Annotated in this window: 19 protein-coding genes; 8 read left to right on the forward strand and 11 right to left on the reverse strand. The window is 42.6% G+C overall.

What is annotated here, in order from left to right:
- Positions 1 to 2: 2 nt before the first annotated feature.
- From MUN53_RS03055 to MUN53_RS03100, 10 genes are all read right to left on the reverse strand, one after another.
- Positions 3 to 740 carry a nucleotidyltransferase family protein gene (locus MUN53_RS03055; RefSeq protein ID WP_022455033.1) on the reverse strand — a complete coding sequence of 246 codons (738 nt, stop codon included), beginning with the start codon at positions 738 to 740 and terminating at the stop codon, positions 3 to 5.
- On the reverse strand, positions 737 to 2,167 hold the full coding sequence (locus tag MUN53_RS03060) for a RapZ C-terminal domain-containing protein (RefSeq protein WP_022455032.1): 1,431 nt from the start codon (positions 2,165 to 2,167) through the stop codon (positions 737 to 739). The genes MUN53_RS03055 and MUN53_RS03060 overlap by 4 nt, the downstream gene beginning before the upstream one ends.
- Before the next feature lie 154 nt (positions 2,168 to 2,321).
- Positions 2,322 to 3,656 (reverse strand): NADP-specific glutamate dehydrogenase, encoded by a 1,335-nt coding sequence (locus MUN53_RS03065; RefSeq protein WP_022455031.1) that lies wholly within the window; start codon positions 3,654 to 3,656, stop codon positions 2,322 to 2,324.
- A 164-nt stretch (positions 3,657 to 3,820) separates the two neighbouring features.
- On the reverse strand, positions 3,821 to 4,012 hold the full coding sequence (locus tag MUN53_RS03070; protein WP_022455030.1) for a hypothetical protein: 192 nt from the start codon (positions 4,010 to 4,012) through the stop codon (positions 3,821 to 3,823).
- A 23-nt stretch (positions 4,013 to 4,035) separates the two neighbouring features.
- On the reverse strand, positions 4,036 to 4,644 hold the full coding sequence (locus MUN53_RS03075) for an HU family DNA-binding protein (RefSeq protein WP_243323337.1): 609 nt from the start codon (positions 4,642 to 4,644) through the stop codon (positions 4,036 to 4,038).
- A gap of 175 nt (positions 4,645 to 4,819) precedes the next feature.
- Positions 4,820 to 5,707, reverse strand: coding sequence for a hypothetical protein (locus MUN53_RS03080; RefSeq protein ID WP_243323338.1), 888 nt, complete (start codon positions 5,705 to 5,707; stop codon positions 4,820 to 4,822).
- A gap of 30 nt (positions 5,708 to 5,737) precedes the next feature.
- The gene (locus MUN53_RS03085; protein ID WP_243323339.1) at positions 5,738 to 6,184 is read right to left on the reverse strand and encodes a DUF6108 family protein; all 447 of its coding nucleotides are present in this window, start codon (positions 6,182 to 6,184) and stop codon (positions 5,738 to 5,740) included.
- A gap of 10 nt (positions 6,185 to 6,194) precedes the next feature.
- The gene (locus tag MUN53_RS03090) at positions 6,195 to 6,698 is read right to left on the reverse strand and encodes a hypothetical protein (protein WP_243323340.1); all 504 of its coding nucleotides are present in this window, start codon (positions 6,696 to 6,698) and stop codon (positions 6,195 to 6,197) included.
- On the reverse strand, positions 6,695 to 7,219 hold the full coding sequence (locus MUN53_RS03095) for an RNA polymerase sigma factor (RefSeq protein WP_022455025.1): 525 nt from the start codon (positions 7,217 to 7,219) through the stop codon (positions 6,695 to 6,697). The genes MUN53_RS03090 and MUN53_RS03095 overlap by 4 nt, the downstream gene beginning before the upstream one ends.
- Positions 7,220 to 7,509: 290 nt before the next feature.
- Positions 7,510 to 9,459, reverse strand: a complete 1,950-nt coding sequence (locus MUN53_RS03100) for an alpha-L-arabinofuranosidase C-terminal domain-containing protein (RefSeq protein WP_243323341.1) — start codon at positions 9,457 to 9,459, stop codon at positions 7,510 to 7,512.
- A 295-nt stretch (positions 9,460 to 9,754) separates the two neighbouring features.
- Here MUN53_RS03100 and MUN53_RS03105 point away from each other — a divergent pair, with 295 nt between their 5' ends.
- The 7 genes from MUN53_RS03105 to MUN53_RS03135 all read left to right on the forward strand — a co-directional run bounded on the left by MUN53_RS03105 (position 9,755) and on the right by MUN53_RS03135 (position 17,545).
- Positions 9,755 to 10,831: an aldose epimerase family protein gene (locus tag MUN53_RS03105; protein WP_243323342.1), complete on the forward strand. Its 1,077-nt coding sequence runs from the start codon at positions 9,755 to 9,757 to the stop codon at positions 10,829 to 10,831.
- A 38-nt stretch (positions 10,832 to 10,869) separates the two neighbouring features.
- The gene (locus MUN53_RS03110) at positions 10,870 to 12,147 is read left to right on the forward strand and encodes an MFS transporter (protein ID WP_022455021.1); all 1,278 of its coding nucleotides are present in this window, start codon (positions 10,870 to 10,872) and stop codon (positions 12,145 to 12,147) included.
- A gap of 94 nt (positions 12,148 to 12,241) precedes the next feature.
- Entirely contained in the window at positions 12,242 to 13,393 is a 1,152-nt protein-coding gene (galK, locus tag MUN53_RS03115) for a galactokinase (RefSeq protein WP_243323343.1), read from the forward strand.
- 26 nt (positions 13,394 to 13,419) lie between these two features.
- The gene (locus tag MUN53_RS03120) at positions 13,420 to 14,112 is read left to right on the forward strand and encodes an NUDIX hydrolase (protein WP_022455019.1); all 693 of its coding nucleotides are present in this window, start codon (positions 13,420 to 13,422) and stop codon (positions 14,110 to 14,112) included.
- A gap of 110 nt (positions 14,113 to 14,222) precedes the next feature.
- Positions 14,223 to 16,256 carry a transketolase family protein gene (locus MUN53_RS03125; protein WP_022455018.1) on the forward strand — a complete coding sequence of 678 codons (2,034 nt, stop codon included), beginning with the start codon at positions 14,223 to 14,225 and terminating at the stop codon, positions 16,254 to 16,256.
- 7 nt (positions 16,257 to 16,263) lie between these two features.
- Positions 16,264 to 16,698, forward strand: a complete 435-nt coding sequence (gene rpiB / locus MUN53_RS03130; protein WP_022455017.1) for a ribose 5-phosphate isomerase B — start codon at positions 16,264 to 16,266, stop codon at positions 16,696 to 16,698.
- 214 nt (positions 16,699 to 16,912) lie between these two features.
- The gene (locus tag MUN53_RS03135; RefSeq protein WP_022455016.1) at positions 16,913 to 17,545 is read left to right on the forward strand and encodes a cytidylate kinase-like family protein; all 633 of its coding nucleotides are present in this window, start codon (positions 16,913 to 16,915) and stop codon (positions 17,543 to 17,545) included.
- A gap of 86 nt (positions 17,546 to 17,631) precedes the next feature.
- On the opposite strand, the gene MUN53_RS03140 is transcribed toward MUN53_RS03135, so the two are convergent.
- Entirely contained in the window at positions 17,632 to 19,173 is a 1,542-nt protein-coding gene (locus tag MUN53_RS03140; protein ID WP_243323344.1) for an alpha-N-arabinofuranosidase, read from the reverse strand.
- 331 nt (positions 19,174 to 19,504) lie between these two features.
- Here MUN53_RS03140 and MUN53_RS03145 point away from each other — a divergent pair, with 331 nt between their 5' ends.
- Positions 19,505 to 20,059 (forward strand): NADH peroxidase, encoded by a 555-nt coding sequence (locus tag MUN53_RS03145; protein WP_022455014.1) that lies wholly within the window; start codon positions 19,505 to 19,507, stop codon positions 20,057 to 20,059.
- Positions 20,060 to 20,137 lie beyond the last annotated feature (78 nt).

Below are 20,137 nucleotides of genomic sequence, written 5' to 3' on the forward strand. Positions count from 1 at the left end.
TGTCATAAATTTTCTTTGACCCATGTTTCGGCCAAGGTTAATGTTTCTTTTTTCCCTACATCCAATAATTTCAGATCGGCAACTTCGTAGGCCTGAATATTGGTCTTTGCGCAGATTGACAGGTAAAACTGGATGATGGAATATTTGCCTGTCCAGTCTTCCATCCAGCGAAAGATTTCAGGAGAGAGCACATGGATGCCACTGAAAGCGAATTGTTGGTACTGATCTGGATTGAAATACGGATAATAGGATTTTACTTCTCCTGTTTCCCGGTTTCTCCATCCGCAGAGTTTGTTCTCCTTATTAAAGAGCAGATAACGGGATGTTTTCCGTTTGCTGACCAGAAGTGTTGCCAATGCCTTACTCTCGAGATGCCGGTTATAGAGTTCTTTCAGGTCGATATTGGAAAAGATATCTACGTTGTGAACGAGGAACGGTTCATCTCCGTTAAGAAAAGGGGCAGCATGTTTGATGCCTCCGCCTGTATCCAACAGATATTCGCGTTCATCGGAAATATGGATATCGATTCCGAAGTTATTCTTTTCCTGCAGGAAGTCGATAATTTGTTGTCCCAGGTGATGAATGTTGATGGTGATATCGGTGAATCCTGCATCTTTCAGTTTAAGGATGATATGTTCCAGCATAGGTTTTCCGCCCACCGGAACCAACGCTTTGGGTACGGTGTCGGTGATAGGCTTTAACCGGTTCCCTAAGCCTGCTGCAAATACTAGTGCTTTCATAGGTTAGACTCAAATATTTGTTCGATGTTTTGTTCTCTGTGTGTTAAATGTATTTTGACTCCGAACTTCTGGTTCAGATGTTCTGCCAGATGTTGGGCTGAATAAACCGACCGGTGTTGCCCGCCTGTACAGCCAAAGCAAATCATCAGGTTGGTAAATCCCCGGTCCATATATCGTTTGACGGAGGCGTCTACGATGGTAAATACATGTTCCAGGAAATGGGTTATTTCTCCGTCTTCCTCCAGAAAGCGGATAACGGGTTCGTCCAGTCCTGTAAAATGATTGTATCGTTCGTATTTACCGGGGTTGTTGATGGCACGACAATCGAATACAAAGCCGCCGCCGTTGCCGGTCGGATCATTCGGAATTCCTTTTTTATACGCGAAACTGACGATCCGCACTTCCAAAGTACGTTTCTTGAGGTCGTCAGAGAATTGTTTCAGTTCGGTCAGCTCACGCAAGACATGGCTGAGGTACGGATATTCGGGATAATCTTCCTTGAGAAGTTGCCGCAAGTTCTCAATGGCAAACGGAACACTTTGGATGAAGTGCGGCTTCTTTTCGAAGTAACCGCGGAATCCGTAGGCTCCTAGTACCTGAAGTGTGCGGAACAATACGAAATGACGTAACTGACTCATGAAGTAACGTTCGTCTACCGGTATGTATTGCCGCAGGGCATCCATATATTCATGCAGGAGTTCCTGACGGAGTTCTTCGGGATATTTCGCCTTGGCCTGCCATAAAAACGAAGCGACATCATAATAGACCGGCCCTTTCCGTCCGCCCTGGAAGTCAATTAACCAGGGTTCTCCGTTTTTGATCATGACATTTCTCGACTGGAAATCCCGGTACATGAACGTAGCCGAGGAATTGCGTAGCAAGACATCTGCCATTTTCTGGAAGTCATCTTCCAGACGGTCTTCCTGAAACTCCATTCCGGTAGCTTTCAGAAAACAATATTTGAAATAGTTCAGATCCCATAAAATGGACCGTTGATTGAATTCGGCCTGCGGATAACACTGGCTGAAGTCAAAACCGTCGGCTCCGACAAACTGAATGGTAGGCAACAGACGAATGGTTTTGTGTAACAGTCTTTTCTCTTCTTCATCGAATACACAACTTTTCCGCCCTTTTTCGATTGCATCGAAAAGAAGCGTATCGCCCAAATCTTCCTGGAGATAAAAGCGGCAATCGTCTGACTGGATGAAAACTTGCGGAACAGGAAGCCCTTTCTCCCGGAAATGGGCTGACATATAGATGAATGCCTTATTCTCGTCGGGAGCAGTTCCGCTTACCCCGATCAAAGTCTGAGGTCCTGTCAGTCGGAAGTATCGCCGGTTAGAACCCGATGAAGGCAGCTCGGTGATGTCTTCTGCCGGCTGGCCGACGTACGACTGGTATAAGTTTTTCAGAATCGTTGTTACCATGTTCTTCGTTTATTTATCGGCTAAGGTAACAAGATTCGGTGAAAAAAGAAACACTTCAGCTCTTTCTTGCAAGAGAAAAACTGTATCAGACGAAAGAAGCAAGCCAAAATTACTTTGGCTTGCTTCTTTATATAGGGTATTTGTATGCTTCTGCTTATAAAATACCTTGTGCCATCATAGCCTTGGCTACTTTCATGAAGCCTGCCACGTTTGCACCTTTCACGTAGTTTACATAACCATCCGGTTGTGTACCGTATTTTACGCACTGTTCGTGGATATTCTGCATGATGCTCTGCAACTTCTGATCTACTTCTTCGCTTGACCAGCTTAACTTCTGAGCATTCTGAGTCATTTCCAGACCTGATACAGAAACACCACCTGCATTGGCTGCTTTACCCGGAGCGTACAGAATCTTCGCTTTCAGGAATTCGTCGATTGCTTCCGGAGTAGAAGGCATGTTGGCTCCTTCTGATACAGCGAAGCATCCGTTAGCCAATAAGGCACGAGCGTCGTCGCCATTGATTTCGTTCTGTGTAGCACTTGGCATAGCGATATCGCATTTTTCGTTCCAAGGACGTGCACCCGGTACATATTTTACACCGTATTTTTCAGCATATTCGCGGATACGGCCTCTGTACAGGTTCTTCAATTCCATGATATAATCCAGCTTTTCGCGATCAATACCGTCCGGATCATAGATGTAACCGTCAGAATCAGACATGGTAACTACTTTAGCTCCCAATGTGATCAGCTTTTCTACTGTATATTGAGCCACATTACCCGAACCAGAAACTGTTACGACTTTACCTTTGATGTCGATGTTGCGAGTCTTCAGCATCTGAAGCAAGAAATATACGTTACCATAACCAGTTGCTTCGGGGCGGATCAGTGAACCACCAAATTCCAGACCTTTTCCGGTGAATGTACCTGTATTTTCGCGAGCCAGTTTCTTATACATACCGTACATATAAGCAACTTCACGACCTCCTACACCGATATCGCCGGCAGGAACGTCGGTATCCGGACCGATGTGACGCCATAATTCCAATACGAATGCCTGGCAGAAACGCATGATTTCAGCATTGCTCTTACCACGCGGGCTGAAATCTGAACCACCTTTGCCACCACCCATCGGCAGTGTTGTCAGTGAATTCTTGAATGTCTGTTCGAAGGCCAGGAATTTCAAGATAGACAAGTTTACGGAAGCATGGAAGCGGATACCGCCTTTGTACGGGCCAATTGCGTTATTATGCTGGATACGATAACCCATGTTTGTCTGGATTTGTCCTTTGTCGTCCATCCAAGTAACGCGGAAAGAAAAGATCCGGTCAGGAATGCAAAGACGTTCAATTAAGTTAGACTTTTCGAATTCAGGATGTTCGTTGTACACTTCTTCAATCGTACCTAATACTTCTGAAACTGCCTGATGATATTCAGGTTCGTTTGGAAATCTGCGTTTCAGTGTGTCTAAAACTTCACTTGCTTTCATTTGTCTTTAATTATATAAAATGTAATACCTTTATGAATTATCCTCATTTGTTGTCTCCTTATTGGGAGAACGCTGCAAAGGTATATTATTATTTTTAAAATGCAAACAAATCGACGTAAAAAATATTTGATTTATGACAAATCTCTTTTTTTATCGGATAAATCTTACGATTTGTTATCGCCTCGCCGCTTTATGTTCTTATAGATAGGAACAAACACAATGATACCGGAAGTAACGATGGCGAAGATCGTTTCGCCGGTTATTTCTTTGCTGTAAGTCAGTAACATATAGCATAGAATTCCCCATAAGAGAGTAATGCATACGATTTGACTATTTGATAGTTTTCGTCTGGCCATGATTTGTTTTTCCTTTCTTTTTATTACTCGAAGTTTCCTTCGGTTGGTTTATATACGGGAAAATGGTGCAAGCCGATGTTTTTTAATTTACCGGCTTCTACCAATGCTTTTAGTCGCCGGCTGGCAGTTGTCCGGGTAAATCCGGAAAGCTGTTCGAATTGCTGGCGGTTGATAGATTCGTGCGACTGGAAATAACGGGTTAATAGTTTTTCCAGGTCTTCGGTGGTATGTTCTTTGGAATGGGTTTTGTTTTCTGCCCGTTTGAAGTGGGTGTCTTTCAGTTGCTCCTTGAGGCGTACTTCCGGACGGAAAGCAACCGATTTGAAATGAATCGACTGAGCCCTTGTTTTGTCGGTAGTTTCAATTTCAGGACACGTGAGCGTGATCTGCAGATAACCGAGTCCGTCGATGTATACACGGTTCCCATTCTTCAATTCTTCCACAATTACGTCTGAAAGTGAAGTCAATACGGCTTTGACATCAGCCGTTGTCACCGTACAGCGCGTATGGATTTTGCGGGCAAGCTCGTCGGTTGAGATGGTCTGGTTCGTAACAACCCGGGCGTGATAGCGTGTTTTCTCGGTACTATCCTTTTGTTTCGGGTTTTTGTAGAAATCATAAATTGCAGTCATACAAGTACTTTTTTGTTCAGGTTATTTCGTATTTAGAGGTTGAACTCGTAGATGTTTACCGTTTCACCCGGGAGAAACGATCGTTTCACCTTTGTGGAATGATAAAAATACCTAAACAAAGGTACATATTTTTAACTAGGTTCGCAAATAAATGCTGTGGTTTCTTGGTTGTTCTTTACATAAAAACACTGATGCCGGCGGTGAATGTCTGGAATTCGGGTCCGAAGTCGGTATTCAAGACATGGCAAGGTGAATAACGGACATAGGCACCAATGGAGTGGAACACCAGATGCGCCTGCAGATCAACGCTTATTTTCTGCTGATGGATGTTCTTGTCCAGCAGTTTGACTGCGTTCCCTTCGGCATCTTTGTAGTGGGTTTTCATGCTGCCGTAGGTATTGATGCAAAGCTCCGGTCCGAGGCTGAAAGAGAAGTTGCGCCCAAGATCGCGGGTGTACATAAACGGAACTGTCAGGCTGAATAGCTTCAGACGGGAGAAGTCAATGTCGGCCTTGTCCGGATAGGTACCGATATTGATGTGCTGGTTCTCGTCTTTGATGAAGCGGGAATAACCGTTCATGCGATAATTCCGCCAGCGCATACCGAAGCCGACCGAGAAACGGTTCTCGTCTTTCCAGGGACGCAGACCGAAGTTGATGAGGTTTCCGCCGATTTCATACGAACTGCTCATGTTGACGTTCATGGCTTCGGGAGCACCTATGGCATTGACGAATCCAAAATAAATCCCTCCGCAAAAGACTTCGTCGGAACTGTATTTGTTTTTCCGGTTCTTCTTCTCTTTACTGAACGGAATGTTGAAGTTCCAGTTGCCGGTTTTCTGTTGCGTAACGGCATAATTCCCTTCATTCAGTGTGATCTTCTTGACATACGAATAGTCCGGATTATTCTCACTTCCTTCGACACGGATTTCCTGTTCCTTGTCGTTGGTGATAATTGTTACTTTGTTGGGCCGATTGATCACGATACTGTCGTTTGCCTGATATTGGCCCCATGCCGGCCAGGTAAAAGCCAGCAGACTGATTCCTGCGATTAACTTTTTCATTGTATATCTCTTTTACGTTTTTAATTCGGATTACTGAAACATTTCTTTTAGCTCTTCGAGCGTGGCTGCCCCTTCCATGTAAATGACGATTACTTCGGGATAATCGGGGTTGCGCAGCGAAGCATTGCGGAAAAACAGGTATTGGTTCGTTCCCTTGTCGTTCCCCGGGAAGCAGAAGAAACCGTAATAAAGTTTTCCGCCAATACTGCCTGTTTCCTTTTCGGCTGCCTTTTGTGCATCCGATTCTACCAATGCCGTGATCGTTGCGATCTCAGTCGAATCGGCTTGCAGGGTAAGGCTTCTGAACAAAGTCAGATGATAAGGCGCCAGCTTCTTGCCTTTCACCAGGACTTCCACGGCTCCTTCGCGGTTATTGTAACGGCCGTCGAAAAGGACTTTCGAACGGAGCTTCTCTTGTGCATGAAGTCCGTTACAGACGACCATCAGTCCACATAATATTAACCATACATATTTCATATACCTTATATTATTTATAGTCATTTTTATCTGTTTCATTCAAATCTTCGGCCGAGTCAAACAAACTTTCCAACTGGCTTTCTACCGTAAAGTCTTCCGTATCCTGGCTGACCTGGTTCATAGATAACCGCATGTGCGACAAGACGAGTCCGCTGTCGGTACATCGTTGTCCGTTTATGTAGGCGATGCACTGATTCCGTTCTTGCTGTCTGAGTACGTACAACGAACCCGAAAGCAAACAACAGAAAAAGACGGCTGCAATGCTTCTCCATTTCCATGCCTGAAAGGAAGAACGTTTCTCGTTCTGTTGCCGGTACCGGCTTTTCCCGATGGCCAGATAGCCCATAACGGCCTTCAGCTCATCGAAAGCCGGATCTTGTGCTTCCGCAGAGCACAAGAATAATTTCAGTTGTCTTTCTTCCTCATCAGAAGTCTCTGCCTCGAAATACTTTTCGGCGAGTTGTAGCCATTCCTGGCGTGTCCGGTGCGGAAATTCTACATGCTTTTGTTTCATCTGCCTTTTTCCTCCATTTTACGGTACAATTCTCTGATTATTTTTCGGGCCCTGCTCAGTTGAACCCTTACGGCTGTGGGCTGCATATGCAGGTCACTGGCGATACGATCATAGTCGTCACCTTCAAATTCCTTCCGGCGCAAGATCTCTTGCTGGATAGGAGAGAGTTTGGATTGTATAATCTGTTCGATCGTTTCGTAGGTCTCGTCGATCTCCAGTCGCTGGTCGATACTCTCGGTTGTTCCTCCATCCCGATCCGGATCCAAAGCAACTGTCGGGTAACGCTGTTGTTTCCGCCAAGAATCAATGCAGACATTTCTGACGGTTGTCATCATCAAAGCTTCGGCTTCCTTCGGCGAATGAATGGAGTCGTGATGCGGCCACAGTTTACAGAAAGCTTCCTGTAAGGCATCTTCCGCATCTTCTTCATTGGGAAGTATGCGCAAGGCAAAACGTCTGAAACGTTCCTGCAAATGAGAGAAGGTGACAACCAGTGTGTCTTTATTCTTGCTGTTCAACATCCGATTTTATCAGTTTTCTTTTCTTGTTTTATAGGGAAAACGTATGTTGCCGAATTTTGTAACAAAGAAAAGTAATTTTTTTTGGATAATTTGTGGCGCGTAGGAAGGCGAGTTACGGGCATAAAAAAAGGCTATCCTCACGGACAGCCAATCTTCATTGTTAACCTTAAATCTAATACCATGAAAAACACGATGCAAATATAGAGGGTTTATGTTATGTAACATAATATTTGACCGATTTTCTTTTGGTATTTAACTAGATTTAATATTTGGATGGTAAAATATCCTCTTTATAGCGGAATTCGATAGACCGAGAAGCTGAATGGCTTGATAGTAAGCTTTGCTTTGGGAACATCAAGCTCGATGCTGGATTCGGTAGGAACAAGCTGGGTGTTTCCTAAATCCAGCGATTGTAAAGATTGAACTTTTGCGGTCCGTTTCCCGTCGGCAAATCCTTCCAGATTCCACGTGATGCTACGCCGATACATGCCGGTATTGACAACCTTGATGATTAATTCGTTGGTTTGTTTGTCGAGAGCGGCCGAAGCATATAAGTCATTTTCTCCGGCAACCGGCTGATTGTTTCTCGTCAGTTTTACGACATCCGTGCCTTTATTCCGCGAATACATCTGTTGTACATAATAATTCGGAGTCTTGAATACAGACAAGTTGTCAAACCAGATCAGGTCTGGTCTCCATTGCCAGGCATCCACATGCGCAAACAAAGGTGCATAAGTACATAACTGAACCACATCAGCATTTCGCTCCAATCCGGTCATGAAGGCCGCTTCGCAAAGAGCAGCCAGGAAACTGTTGGCTTGTGTATCGGTATGGCAAGCATATTCTCCGGCAAAGACTTTCGGTGCATTTCTGTCGTACGAATCATATCGCTTGGCATTCGAGAGGAACCATTCCGGGTGACGATAATAATGTTCGTCCACCAGATCAACCTGCAGGTTCTTCATCTCTGACCATAAATAATCAAACTCTTCTCCGGAAGCTTGCGGACCCGATCCGCCAACTATTTTTATATCCGGATACTTGGCGCGTATCGCTTCAACGAAAGGTTTTAGTCTTTCTACATAAATAGAACCCCATTGTTCGTTGCCGATCGCGATAAACTTCAGGTTGAATGGAGCCGGATGTCCCATTTCTGCTCGTATTTTTCCCCATTTCGAAGAAACCGATCCATTGGCGAATTCTATTAAATCCAACGCATCTTGTATATAAGGTTGCAATTCGTCAAGACGGGCATGTTCATCCATATCGTCATTTTCGTATTGGCAGGAAAGTCCGCAGTTGAGAACAGGCAGCGGTTCAGCTCCGATATCTTCGCTTAATAAGAAATATTCATAGAAACCAAGTCCCAGCGACTGATAGTAATCCGGGAATTTGCGGTACGAGAAAGTATAAAACCAACGGTTAATATTGGTAGGCCGGTTTTCCACCGGTCCGATGGTATTTTTCCATTGGTATCGGGTGGCACGAGTCGTCCCTTCAACAATACATCCGCCCGGGAAACGGAATATGCCGGGATGCAAATCCTTTAAAGCTTCTACCAGATCGGCCCGCAAGCCATTGGGACGTTTCTTGTAAGTATTTTCAGGGAATAATGAAATATGATCCATGTCGATTGTTCCGGGATTAATCAAGGTGAGACGCAAGTGAGCCCGCTTTTCGGTTTGCTGCGGTGTAAGTGTGACCTGGTATTTCTTCCAGTCATTACCCGATACCGTCAGTTCTTTGGTTTCGAAGATATGATTGCTCTCACTGATCAGTTCAATCCGAATACGGACAGGCGTCTTTGACTGGACACGGGCATAAGTAGAAAGGAAATAAGATTCACCCGCTTTGATACCCATTCCTTTAAATCCTTCGTTTTCTAATCCGGTCTGTGTAATTTCCTGACCGAAAGACAAGCGGACATAATGCGGGTTTCGTTCAAAGCAAGGATCTTTTTCTTCAATTTTGACTGTTCCGAACGGAATCCAACCCATTAAAGCATCCTGAAACTCAAATGAACGGTTCTTGACAAGTTCGGCATAGATTCCTCCATCGGCACCAAAGTTGATGTCCTCGAAGAAAACACCATACATCGTAGATTGTACGGGAAACAGAGATTGTTTTGCCTGGATGTCAAACTGGATTTCTTGTGCGTTGTCTTGGGCACAAACCGGCAAGACACTGATGCCTGCACTCAAACAGCAAAGGCATGCGAGCTTTTGGATTTTTGTTTTCATATTCATGTATTCCTTTAAGGTGTAATTTATACAATTGCTAAGATAGAAAGAAAAAATGAATCGGCAATTAAAATTTTTACTATATTTGAACGTTCTTTCGGCAGACAGCAGTAAGCGAAAGCCGTTTAAAGGAAATATTTTGACAGGAAATGTAATTGAAACATTTAATTTTCAGCAGAATATTTGCTTTATTATGTGATAGATATATAAAATGGTGTTATATAACATCTTTATTGTTGGTGCTGTATTGAAAGAAGAATTTTACTTTTACAATCAGTTTATAAACTTAATACGCATGGAAAACGTAAAAACAAAGTCTGGTTTATGCTTTGAAGCTTTTAATAAGCAGGTTGAAGGAAAACAAACTTCGATTTGTGTGCTCTCCAATAAAAAAGGTACGGAGGCTGTTATAACAAATTATGGTGCCAAGATCGTATCATTAATGGTTCCTGATAACAAAGGTGAATGGGTTGATGTCGTATTGGGTCATGCATCCATTGACGATTATCTGACTTCTGGAGAACCTACTTTCGGTGCAACGTGTGGCCGTTATGCCAACCGGATCGCGAAAGGACGTTTCGAACTGGATGGAACCGTGTATGATCAGTTACCTATTAATAGTGGTCCGAATAGTTTGCATGGAGGTTTGCGAGGCTTTCATTTCCGGGTTTGGGATATGGAACAGTTAGACGCTCAAACTGTCCGCCTGACCTACGTGGCTGCCGATGGGGAAGAAGGTTATCCGGGAGAATTGACTGCCGTTCTTCTTTATCATCTGACAGACGAGAATGAAATGGTTATTTCTTATCAGGCAACAACAACCAAGCCTACAGTCGTCAATCTAACTAATCATTCTTATTTTAATCTTTCAGGAGAAGGCGACCGTTATATCGGTGATCACGTTTTGACAATTCATGCAGATGCTTATTTGCCAACCGACGAAACGGCTATACCTTATGGTCCGTTGGAAAAAGTGGCAGGAACACCGATGGATTTCACCGAGCCGCATGAAATCGGGGAACGGATTAATGAGAATTTCCAGCAATTGATCTTCGGTAAAGGATACGATCATTGCTATGTATTAAATAAGGAAGAAAATGAGATGGCCTTGGCTTCGCGTTGTTATTCTCCGAAGACAGGTATTGTCATGGAAACTTATACAACCGAGCCGGGTATTCAGCTTTATACCGCCAATTGGTTAAATGAATCAATCATCGGTAAAAACGGACATCCTTATCCAGAACGTTGTTCTTTCTGTTTGGAAACACAGCATTTCCCCGACAGTCCGAACAAACCAGAGTATCCATCAACCGTTTTGCGTCCGGGCGAAACATTCCAGAGTCAGACTGTATATAAATTCACAGTAGAATAAATCATTAAAACATTAATAATTAAACGACTTTAAAACAAATGAATTCAACTAGTCAAAAAAATTACACATTGCCTATCATTATGATGGTGGCATTGTTCTTTATGATCTCGTTCGTGACAGGTTTGCAGAATCCGTTCGGGGTAATTGTTAAAAACCAGTTCCAGGCAACAAACCTGATGTCGCAGTTGGGTAATGCCGCTAACTTTATTGCTTACGCCTTTATGGGTGTACCGGCAGGTATGTTGTTGCAGAAGATTGGTTATAAGAAAACCGCTTTGCTGGCAATCATTGTAGGTTTTGTAGGTGTGTTTATCTCTTATTTGTCAGGTTTGGCAGGAAGCTATGCTGTTTATTTGACAGGTGCTTTCGTTTCAGGTTTCTCTATGTGTATGTTGAATACCGTAGTAAACCCGATGTTGAATACCTTAGGTGGTGGTGGTAACAAAGGAAACCAGTTAATCCAGGTTGCCGGTTCTGTTAATTCCATTGGTGCAACAATCGTTCCGGTATTGGTAGGTTATTTGATGGGTGATGCTGCTCGTGCAACAATCAGTGATGCAGCTCCTGCTTTGTTCTTGGCAATGGGTATCTTCGCTTTGGCATTTATCGTATTGATCAGTATGAACATTCCGGAACCAAGTCTGGAACGTCAGCAGAAGAATACAGGTGCTCCTGATAAATACAGTGCATTCTCTTTCCGTCACTTTATTTTGGGTACTATTGCTATTTTCATCTATGTAGGTGTTGAAGTTGGTATTCCAAACTTTATGAACTTGTTTGCTACAAGCGATGAGCTGGGCATTGATCCTACAACAGCTGGTAGTTTGGTAGGTACATATTGGTTCCTGATGATGGTTGGACGTTTGTGTGGTGCTTCTTTAGGCGCTAGATTCTCAAGTAAGTCTATGTTGACTTTGGCTTCAGCTGTAGGTCTTGTATTTATCCTGATCGCCATCTTTGCTCCGATTACAACGAAAGTAAGTATGCCGGTATTCTTGGCTAGCTTGTCATTCGGTATGGTTGAAGTTCCTATTGGTATCATGTTCCTGGCTCTTTGTGGTCTGTGTACATCTATTATGTGGGGTGGTATCTTTAACTTGGCAGTTGAAGGTTTGGGTAAATATACAGAGGCTGCTTCCGGATTCTTTATGGTGATGGTTTGCGGTGGTGGTATTTTACCATTGATTCAAGGTGTTGTAGCAGATATGGCTGGTTTCCAGGTAAGTTATTTCGTTATCCTCTTTGGTTTGGCATATTTGCTGTATTATGCTTTGGTAGGAAGCAAGAATGTCAATAAGGATATTCCGGTAGAATAAGATCTTAATCGTTTTGTTTGTGAGTATAAAGTAGCTAAGTAGGGTTACTATTCTACTTAGCTGCTTATTTTTTTAATTGAATATTATTATCATTATGAAAGAGAAGATTAGTAAAAAGTTTCAAGAGCTGTTTAATACATCGGGTACTTTCTTTGCATCACCTGGTCGTATTAATTTGATAGGAGAACATACTGATTATAATGGTGGATTTGTTTTCCCGGGTGCTATCGATAAAGGTATGATCGCAGAAATCAAACCGAATGGAACAGGAAAAGTCCGTGCTTTTTCTATCGACTTGAATGATTATGCAGAATTTGGTTTGACAGAAAATGATGCACCGCAGGCTAGCTGGGCTCGTTATATCTTCGGTGTATGTCGTGAAATCATCAAACGCGGAGGTAATATTCAAGGATTTGATACTACATTTGCAGGTGATGTTCCTCTGGGTGCTGGTATGTCTTCTTCTGCAGCATTAGAAAGTACTTATGCTTTTGCTTTAAACGAATTATTCGATTTAAATATAGATAAGTTCGAGTTGGCAAAGATCGGACAGTCAACAGAACATAACTATTGTGGTGTGAACTGCGGTATCATGGACCAATTTGCTTCTGTTTTTGGAAAGAAAGGTCATTTGATCCGTTTGGACTGCCGTTCATTGGAATACAAATATTTCCCGTTTGATCCGGAAGCAGCCGGTTATAAATTGGTATTGTTGGATTCAGTGGTAAAACATGAATTGGCTTCGTCTGCATACAACAAACGTCGTCAGTCTTGCGAAAACGTAGTAGCTGCCATTAAGCGTAATCATCCGGAAGTAGAATTCTTGAGAGACGCTACCATGGACATGTTGAACGAAGTTAAGGCCGATGTTAGTGCAGAAGATTATATGCGTGCTGAATATGTCATTGAAGAAATTCAACGCGTATTGGATGTCTGTGATGCCTTGGAAAAAGGTGACTACGAAACTGTTGGAGAAAAAATGTATGGTACGCATCATGGCATGAGCAAACTGTATGAAGTCAGCTGTGAAGAACTTGACTTCTTGAACGACATTGCTAAAGAATGCGGCGTAACTGGTTCTCGCGTGATGGGAGGCGGTTTCGGAGGCTGTACTATTAACTTGGTAAAAGCAGACAAATACGATGCTTTTGTTGCGAAAGCCTTTGCTGAATATACAAAGAAGTTCGGACATGAGCCTAAATTGTACAATGTCGTAATTAGTGATGGTGCCAGACGTCTGGCTTGATTTACGTTTATAAAATCCTAAATATTATGTCAACATTATATTATCAAGGTGAGTCTAAATTTTTTGTAGCAGTTGATTGCATCTTGATTGGATTCGATAACCGCGAGTTGCATGTTCTGTTGTATCGACGTTCATTTGAACCTTTGAAAGGTTCGTGGTCTTTAATGGGCGGATTCGTTCGTGAAGGAGAAAGTGTGTCGCAGGCTGCAAATAGAGTCCTGACAGATTGTTCTGGAGTTGACAATTTATTTATGGAGCAAGTAGGAGTTTATGGCGAGATAACCCGTGATCTAGGAGAGCGGGTTATCTCTGCTGCTTATTATGCACTGGTCAATATGGCTAGTATAGATGTAGATACGCTGAAAGCCCATGATGCTGTTTGGGTTAAGATAACCGAACTGCCAGAACTGATTTTTGATCACGAGCAAATGATAAAAGATTCGATTGCTATTTTGCAGCGTAAAGCAGCAACTCATCCAATCGGATTTAATCTGCTCCCTGAAAAATTTACTTTACCACAATTGCAGACTCTTTATGAAGCTATTTATCAAGCTCCGTTGGATAAGAGAAATTTCCGCAAGAAGATTAATTCTATGAATATATTAGAGAAGCTGGAGGAAAAAGACAAAAGTTCATCAAAACGAGGCGCTTTCTATTATACTTTCAATAAGGAAAAGTATGACGATTTGTTGAATAAAGGAGTTTGTTTTTCTTTGTGATTCTTATGTATGTCAAATTTATTTTCATAAAAAGTGGCGTATTCGTGTCACAGCGATTGCTTTACTAATGAATTATCTTTAAATTTGCAAACGAATTAACGAATAGCGATATGAACGACATTAAATTAATGAATAGAGCAGCCGATAATATACGTATTCTTGCTGCATCAATGGTTGAAAAAGCTAAATCAGGTCATCCTGGAGGTGCGATGGGTGGTGCAGACTTCGTAAACGTATTGTTCTCTGAATTCTTAGTGTATGATCCGAAAAATCCAAAATGGGAAGGTCGTGACCGTTTCTTCTTGGATCCGGGACACATGTCACCCATGTTATATTCTGTATTGGCTTTGACTGGAAAGTTTTCTATGGATGAATTGAAGAATTTCCGTCAGTGGGGTACAGTAACACCAGGACATCCGGAAGTAAATGTAGAAAGAGGTATCGAGAATACATCTGGACCATTAGGACAAGGACATACCTATGCTGTAGGTGCAGCTATTGCAGCCAAGTTCTTGCAAGCTCGTTTGGGAAAAGAAGTAATGGACCAGACGATCTATGCATATATTTCGGATGGTGGTATCCAGGAAGAAATTTCTCAAGGAGCAGGACGCGTAGCCGGAACATTAGGTTTGGACAATTTGATTATGTTCTATGATGCCAATAATGTTCAGCTCTCTACAAAAGTGGATGAAGTAGACAATGAGAATGTCGCTTTAAAGTATGAGGCATGGGGCTGGAAAGTTATTTCGATTAATGGCAATGATGCAGATGCTATTCGTCAAGCATTGAAAGATGCAAAAGCAGAAAAAGAAAAACCTACTTTGATTATTGGTACGACTGTTATGGGTAAAGGTGCTTTGGGCGCTGATCATAGCAGTTACGAAAATAAAGTTTCAACACATGGCCAGCCTTTATCGGCAGCAGGTGTTTCTATTGAGGAAACGATTAAGAATTTAGGTGGTGATCCTGAGAATCCATTTGTTATTTTCCCTGAGGTTGCTGCATTGTATGCGAAGCGTGAAGCTGAACTTAATGCGTTGATGGAAGAAAAGAAAGCCGTTAAGAAGGCTTGGGCAGAAGCTCATCCGGATTTGGCAGTGAAAATGGACAACTGGTTTGCCGGCAGAATACCTGAAATAGATTGGGCAGGCATTCAGCAGAAAGCTAATCAGGCTACTCGTGTTGCTTCAGCTACCGTATTGGGCGTATTGGCTTCATCGGTTGAGAATATGATTTGTGCTTCTGCCGATTTGTCTAATTCAGATAAGACTGACGGTTTCTTGAAGAAGACACATGCATTTGTGAAGGGTGACTTCAGCGGAGCCTTTTTCCAGGCAGGTGTGGCTGAATTGACTATGGCTTGTATCTGTATTGGTATGTCATTGCATGGCGGTGTCATTGCTGCTTGCGGTACGTTCTTTGTCTTCTCTGATTATATGAAGCCTGCATTGCGAATGGCCGCTTTGATGGAACAGCCGGTTAAGTTTATCTGGACACATGATGCTTTCCGTGTGGGAGAAGATGGACCGACTCATCAGCCAGTAGAACAAGAAGCGCAAGTGCGTTTGTTGGAGAAGCTGAAGAATCATAAAGGCAATAATTCGATGTTGGTACTTCGTCCGGCTGATGGTGCAGAAACAACTGTTGCCTGGAAGATGGCAATGGAAAATACATCGACACCTACTGCTTTGATCCTGTCACGGCAAAATGTAGTGGATCTTCCTTCTCAGGGAGACCGATATCAGGATGCTTTGGGAGCAGAAAAAGGTGCTTATATCTTAAACGAAGATGCGAATCCGGACGTTACGCTGATTGCTTCAGGTTCTGAAGTTTCAACATTGGTTGATGGTGCTGCATTATTGCGTGCTGATGGTGTAAAGGTTCGTATCGTATCTATTCCTTCTGAAGGATTGTTCCGTAGCCAGGCTAAAGATTATCAGTATTCTGTTATTCGACCGGATGCCAAGAACTTTGCGTTGACAGCTGGTTTGCCGGTAAGCATGGAAAGCTTGGTTGGTTTCAATGGCCGTGTATGGGGAATGAGTTCTTTCGGTTATTCAGCTCCTTATAAAGTGCTCGACGAGAAATTAGGCTTTACAGGTCAGAATGTATATAAACAGGTAAAAGAATTATTGGCAGAATAAGAATCTTATGAAAGTAATCGGATTGTGTTGTGATCATGCAGGATTTACTCTGAAGGAGTTTGTAAAGAAGGTCTTGACGGAAAGAGGTTGGGAATTTAAGGATTTTGGAACAAATTCCACTGAGAGTTGTGATTATCCTGACTTTGCACATCCTTTGGCAAAGGCTGTAGAAGAGGGTGAAGTTTATCCTGGTATCGCTATTTGTGGATCAGGCAATGGTATTAGCATGACCTTGAATAAGCATCTGGGTATTCGTGCTGCCCTTTGCTGGAAAGAAGAGCTGGCTGCGTTGGCCCGTGCGCATAATGATGCGAATGTATTGGTTATGCCGGGACGTTTTATCTCTGAAGAAGAAGCATTGAAAGTCTTGGATGCTTTCTTCAGTACTCCTTTTGAAGGCGGACGTCATCAGCGCCGGATCGATAAAATTTCTAAGTTTTGATTACGAAATGAAGTAAAAGGATAAAGAATCCGTCTTGTGTTGTGCAAGGCGGATTTTTTTATTTCCCGTTTATGCTTTTATTGATCCGTTCTGCGTGGTTGTGAAATAAACAGTTTACTATGTTCTCCTTGGTTTTTTATCGTTGAAATTTGTTTTCTTGAAAGAAAACAGATAGATTTGCGATATAGGTTTTATAGAAAAACACGACATAGAAATGGAAAATAATAAGAACCGAATGATATTGACGATTGGTCGCCAGTTTGGAAGTGGAGGCCGCGAAATTGGAATGAAATTGGCGAAGCTTTTGGGTATTGGTTATTATGATAAAGAACTGATAGCCGTAGCTGCTCGCGAAAGCGGCTTGTGTACCGAAGTCTTTGAGAAGGCTGACGAGCGGGCTTCGAGTGGAATGGCTTATGCCTTTACTATGGGATATCCGTATATGGGTATGTTTATGCCGTATAATGATATATTATCCAATGATGAGTTATTCCGTATTCAAAGTGAAGCGATCCGGAATCTGGCTGCCAAAGAATCGTGTGTGATGGTTGGCCGTTGTGCCGATTATATTTTGCGGGATGATCCGGCTTGTATCAGCTTCTTTATTCACAATAATCCGGAGATTCGCGTTCAGCGTATTGTCGAGAGCATGGGCGTTTCTGTTGAAGAAGCGAAGAATCTGATGACGAAGACGGATAAAGGACGCGCATCTTACTATAATTATTATACAAATAAAACATGGGGCGCTTCCGCTTCTTATAACCTTTCCATCGATGCTTCGATATTAGGTATTGATGATACGGTTGATTTTATCAAGACTTTTGTGGAGAGAAAGCTACGGAAATAGTTCCTGTCTGTTGATTTATACAGAAACTTCCACTTCTGTATCCGCTTTGTTCGGATAGAAGTGGAAGTTTTTTGTAGGAGTAATATTTATTGTACTTCAAGTACTACAATCGACTGGGCGGGCATTTGGATATGTAATGTTCCGTCCTTTTCAATCTTTGCACCTTTGAATTCTTTAGGTTCTACTTGGTTGGGTTGCTCGAATGTATTATGTGCATTGATGTTCTTGCCAGCCAGGATACGACCGCTTACTTCTTTGAGTTGCATGCCTTGCAAATCAATCTGTATGTCTTCGGTTTGTTCGAGGTCGACATTGGCCAGACTGATGTGGATTTTTCCGGCTTTATCTTTCGAGGCTGAAACACTCAGCATCGGAACTGTACGATTGTCTCTCACTTTTACCTGATCACAAATCAGATCTAACGGCAACCAAGTGGCATCTTGATGCACTTTATACATTTCGAATACATGATAGGTAGGCGTCAGGAGCATCTTTTTACCATTGGTAAGGATAACCGATTGAAGCACGTTTACGATTTGTGCAATATTCGTCATCTGGATGCGGTCGCAGTATTTATGGAACAGGTTTAATGTCAGTGCAGCAACGAAAGCATCGCGCATTGTATTCTGCTGATAAAGATGGCCGGCATTGGTCCCCGGTTCAACATCCCACCAAGTTCCCCATTCATCAACCATCAGGGCAATGTTCTTTTTCGGATCATATTTATCCATGATTTGGATATGTTTCTGGATGACCGGTTCAATTTCCAAGCATTTTCCCATGGTCCAGTAGAAATCATCCGGATCAAATTCGGTTGCCGAACCTTTACTTCCGCTCCAACCTGTTACCGTATAATAATGTAAGGAAAGACCATCCATACGGCCTCCTACGTTCTTCATCAGGACTTCTGTCCAGTTGTAATCATAATCGCTGGCTCCGCTGGCTATTTTAAATAGCTGATTCCCGTCATAATTCCGGCAATATGTAGAGTAGCGGCGATATAAGTCTGAATAGTATTCCGGACGCATGCTTCCTCCGCAGCCCCAGCTTTCGTTGCCGACTCCGATATATTTAACCTTCCAGGCTTTGTCTCGTCCGTTTTGTCTTCTCAACCGGGCCATCGGACTATCGCCTTCCGAGGTCATATATTCAATCCATTTGGCCATTTCTTCCACACTTCCGCTACCGACATTCAGACTTACGTAGGGTTCGCACCCAAGCAGTTCGCATAAATTCAGGAATTCGTGTGTTCCGAAGCTGTTGTCTTCGATAGTTCCTCCCCAGTTGTTATTCACCATTTTAGGGCGTTGCTCTTTAGGTCCGATTCCATCCATCCAATGATATTCGTCGGCAAAGCAACCGCCAGGCCAGCGAAGTACCGGGACTTGCAATTTCTTTAAGGCTTCCAATACATCGGTCCGGTAACCTTGTGTGTTCGGAATATCACTGTCCGGACCAACCCAAAGCCCGCCATAAATACAGCTTCCCAGGTGTTCGGCAAAGTGCCCATACATGTTTTTGTTGATTGTTGTTGTACCTTTGTCCGGATAAATGCGGACTGACGCATCACGTTGTGACCATGCTGGTAATGCGATGGCTGCTAATAGTAAAAGAAAAGTTTTCTTCATGGGTGTTTGTTTAAGATTATTATTAAGGGCAAATATACACTTTCTTTGGAAGAATCCCAATATAAACACAAAAAATTGAATGAAAAGATTCAGACTGTGCTTATGGATTGGAAAATGAAACCCGTGAGAACCGTTTTCAAAAGAAACGGGAATCATTTTTGAAAGTCACGAAAATCGTTTAGTGCAACCGTATGATTTCGGGTGATAAATTTTTTTGATATCTCCATAAAAGAATTCAATCGGAAGTTACTTGAATAATTCGGAAGGAGAGCGTATCTTTGTGATACAATAAAAGAATTAATAGTAATAACAACCAATAAAATTAGCGATTATGAAAAAGAAATGGATTTGTACAGTATGTGGTTATGTTCATGAAGGTGACGAAGCTCCAGATTTCTGTCCGCAGTGTAAACAACCAAAGAGCAAGTTCAAAGAATTAGTAGAAACAACAGGTGCTTTGTCTTTTGCAGACGAACATGTACTTGGCGTAGCTAAAGGTTGTGACGAAGAAATGATCAAGGATTTGAATGCTCATTTCATGGGAGAATGTACGGAAGTGGGTATGTATTTGGCCATGAGTCGTCAGGCTGATCGTGAAGGCTATCCTGAAGTAGCAGAAGCATTCAAACGCTATGCTTGGGAAGAAGCTGAACATGCAGCTAAATTTGCAGAATTGCTGGGTGATGTTGTTTGGGATACCAAGACAAACTTGGAAAAACGCATGAATGCAGAACAGGGTGCTTGCGAAGATAAGAAACGTATCGCAACTCGCGCTAAACAATTGAACTTGGATGCTATCCATGACACTGTTCATGAAATGTGCAAGGACGAAGCTCGTCATGGTAAAGGATTCGAAGGTTTGTTCAACCGTTACTTCAAAAAATAATATATATTCTTCGGTTCTGTAACCGGTATTCCAGGATAGCAGCAATGACTTCCGGGAATACCGGTTTTTTTATGCACA

The sequence above is a fragment of the Parabacteroides faecalis genome (assembly GCF_022809355.1).
Taxonomy (GTDB): domain Bacteria; phylum Bacteroidota; class Bacteroidia; order Bacteroidales; family Tannerellaceae; genus Parabacteroides; species Parabacteroides faecalis.

Excerpts from the sequence above, each read along its gene's own strand:
- MUN53_RS03055 (WP_022455033.1), bottom strand. The coding sequence starts at position 740 with ATGAAAGCACTAGTATTTGCAGCAGGCTTAGGGAACCGGTTAAAGCCT.
- MUN53_RS03060 (WP_022455032.1), bottom strand. The coding sequence starts at position 2,167 with ATGGTAACAACGATTCTGAAAAACTTATACCAGTCGTACGTCGGCCAG.
- MUN53_RS03065 (WP_022455031.1), bottom strand. The coding sequence starts at position 3,656 with ATGAAAGCAAGTGAAGTTTTAGACACACTGAAACGCAGATTTCCAAAC.
- MUN53_RS03070 (WP_022455030.1), bottom strand. The coding sequence starts at position 4,012 with ATGGCCAGACGAAAACTATCAAATAGTCAAATCGTATGCATTACTCTC.
- MUN53_RS03075 (WP_243323337.1), bottom strand. The coding sequence starts at position 4,644 with ATGACTGCAATTTATGATTTCTACAAAAACCCGAAACAAAAGGATAGT.
- MUN53_RS03080 (WP_243323338.1), bottom strand. The coding sequence starts at position 5,707 with ATGAAAAAGTTAATCGCAGGAATCAGTCTGCTGGCTTTTACCTGGCCG.
- MUN53_RS03085 (WP_243323339.1), bottom strand. The coding sequence starts at position 6,184 with ATGAAATATGTATGGTTAATATTATGTGGACTGATGGTCGTCTGTAAC.
- MUN53_RS03090 (WP_243323340.1), bottom strand. The coding sequence starts at position 6,698 with ATGAAACAAAAGCATGTAGAATTTCCGCACCGGACACGCCAGGAATGG.
- MUN53_RS03095 (WP_022455025.1), bottom strand. The coding sequence starts at position 7,219 with ATGTTGAACAGCAAGAATAAAGACACACTGGTTGTCACCTTCTCTCAT.
- MUN53_RS03100 (WP_243323341.1), bottom strand. The coding sequence starts at position 9,459 with ATGAAAACAAAAATCCAAAAGCTCGCATGCCTTTGCTGTTTGAGTGCA.
- MUN53_RS03105 (WP_243323342.1), top strand. The coding sequence starts at position 9,755 with ATGGAAAACGTAAAAACAAAGTCTGGTTTATGCTTTGAAGCTTTTAAT.
- MUN53_RS03110 (WP_022455021.1), top strand. The coding sequence starts at position 10,870 with ATGAATTCAACTAGTCAAAAAAATTACACATTGCCTATCATTATGATG.
- galK (WP_243323343.1), top strand. The coding sequence starts at position 12,242 with ATGAAAGAGAAGATTAGTAAAAAGTTTCAAGAGCTGTTTAATACATCG.
- MUN53_RS03120 (WP_022455019.1), top strand. The coding sequence starts at position 13,420 with ATGTCAACATTATATTATCAAGGTGAGTCTAAATTTTTTGTAGCAGTT.
- MUN53_RS03125 (WP_022455018.1), top strand. The coding sequence starts at position 14,223 with ATGAACGACATTAAATTAATGAATAGAGCAGCCGATAATATACGTATT.
- rpiB (WP_022455017.1), top strand. The coding sequence starts at position 16,264 with ATGAAAGTAATCGGATTGTGTTGTGATCATGCAGGATTTACTCTGAAG.
- MUN53_RS03135 (WP_022455016.1), top strand. The coding sequence starts at position 16,913 with ATGGAAAATAATAAGAACCGAATGATATTGACGATTGGTCGCCAGTTT.
- MUN53_RS03140 (WP_243323344.1), bottom strand. The coding sequence starts at position 19,173 with ATGAAGAAAACTTTTCTTTTACTATTAGCAGCCATCGCATTACCAGCA.
- MUN53_RS03145 (WP_022455014.1), top strand. The coding sequence starts at position 19,505 with ATGAAAAAGAAATGGATTTGTACAGTATGTGGTTATGTTCATGAAGGT.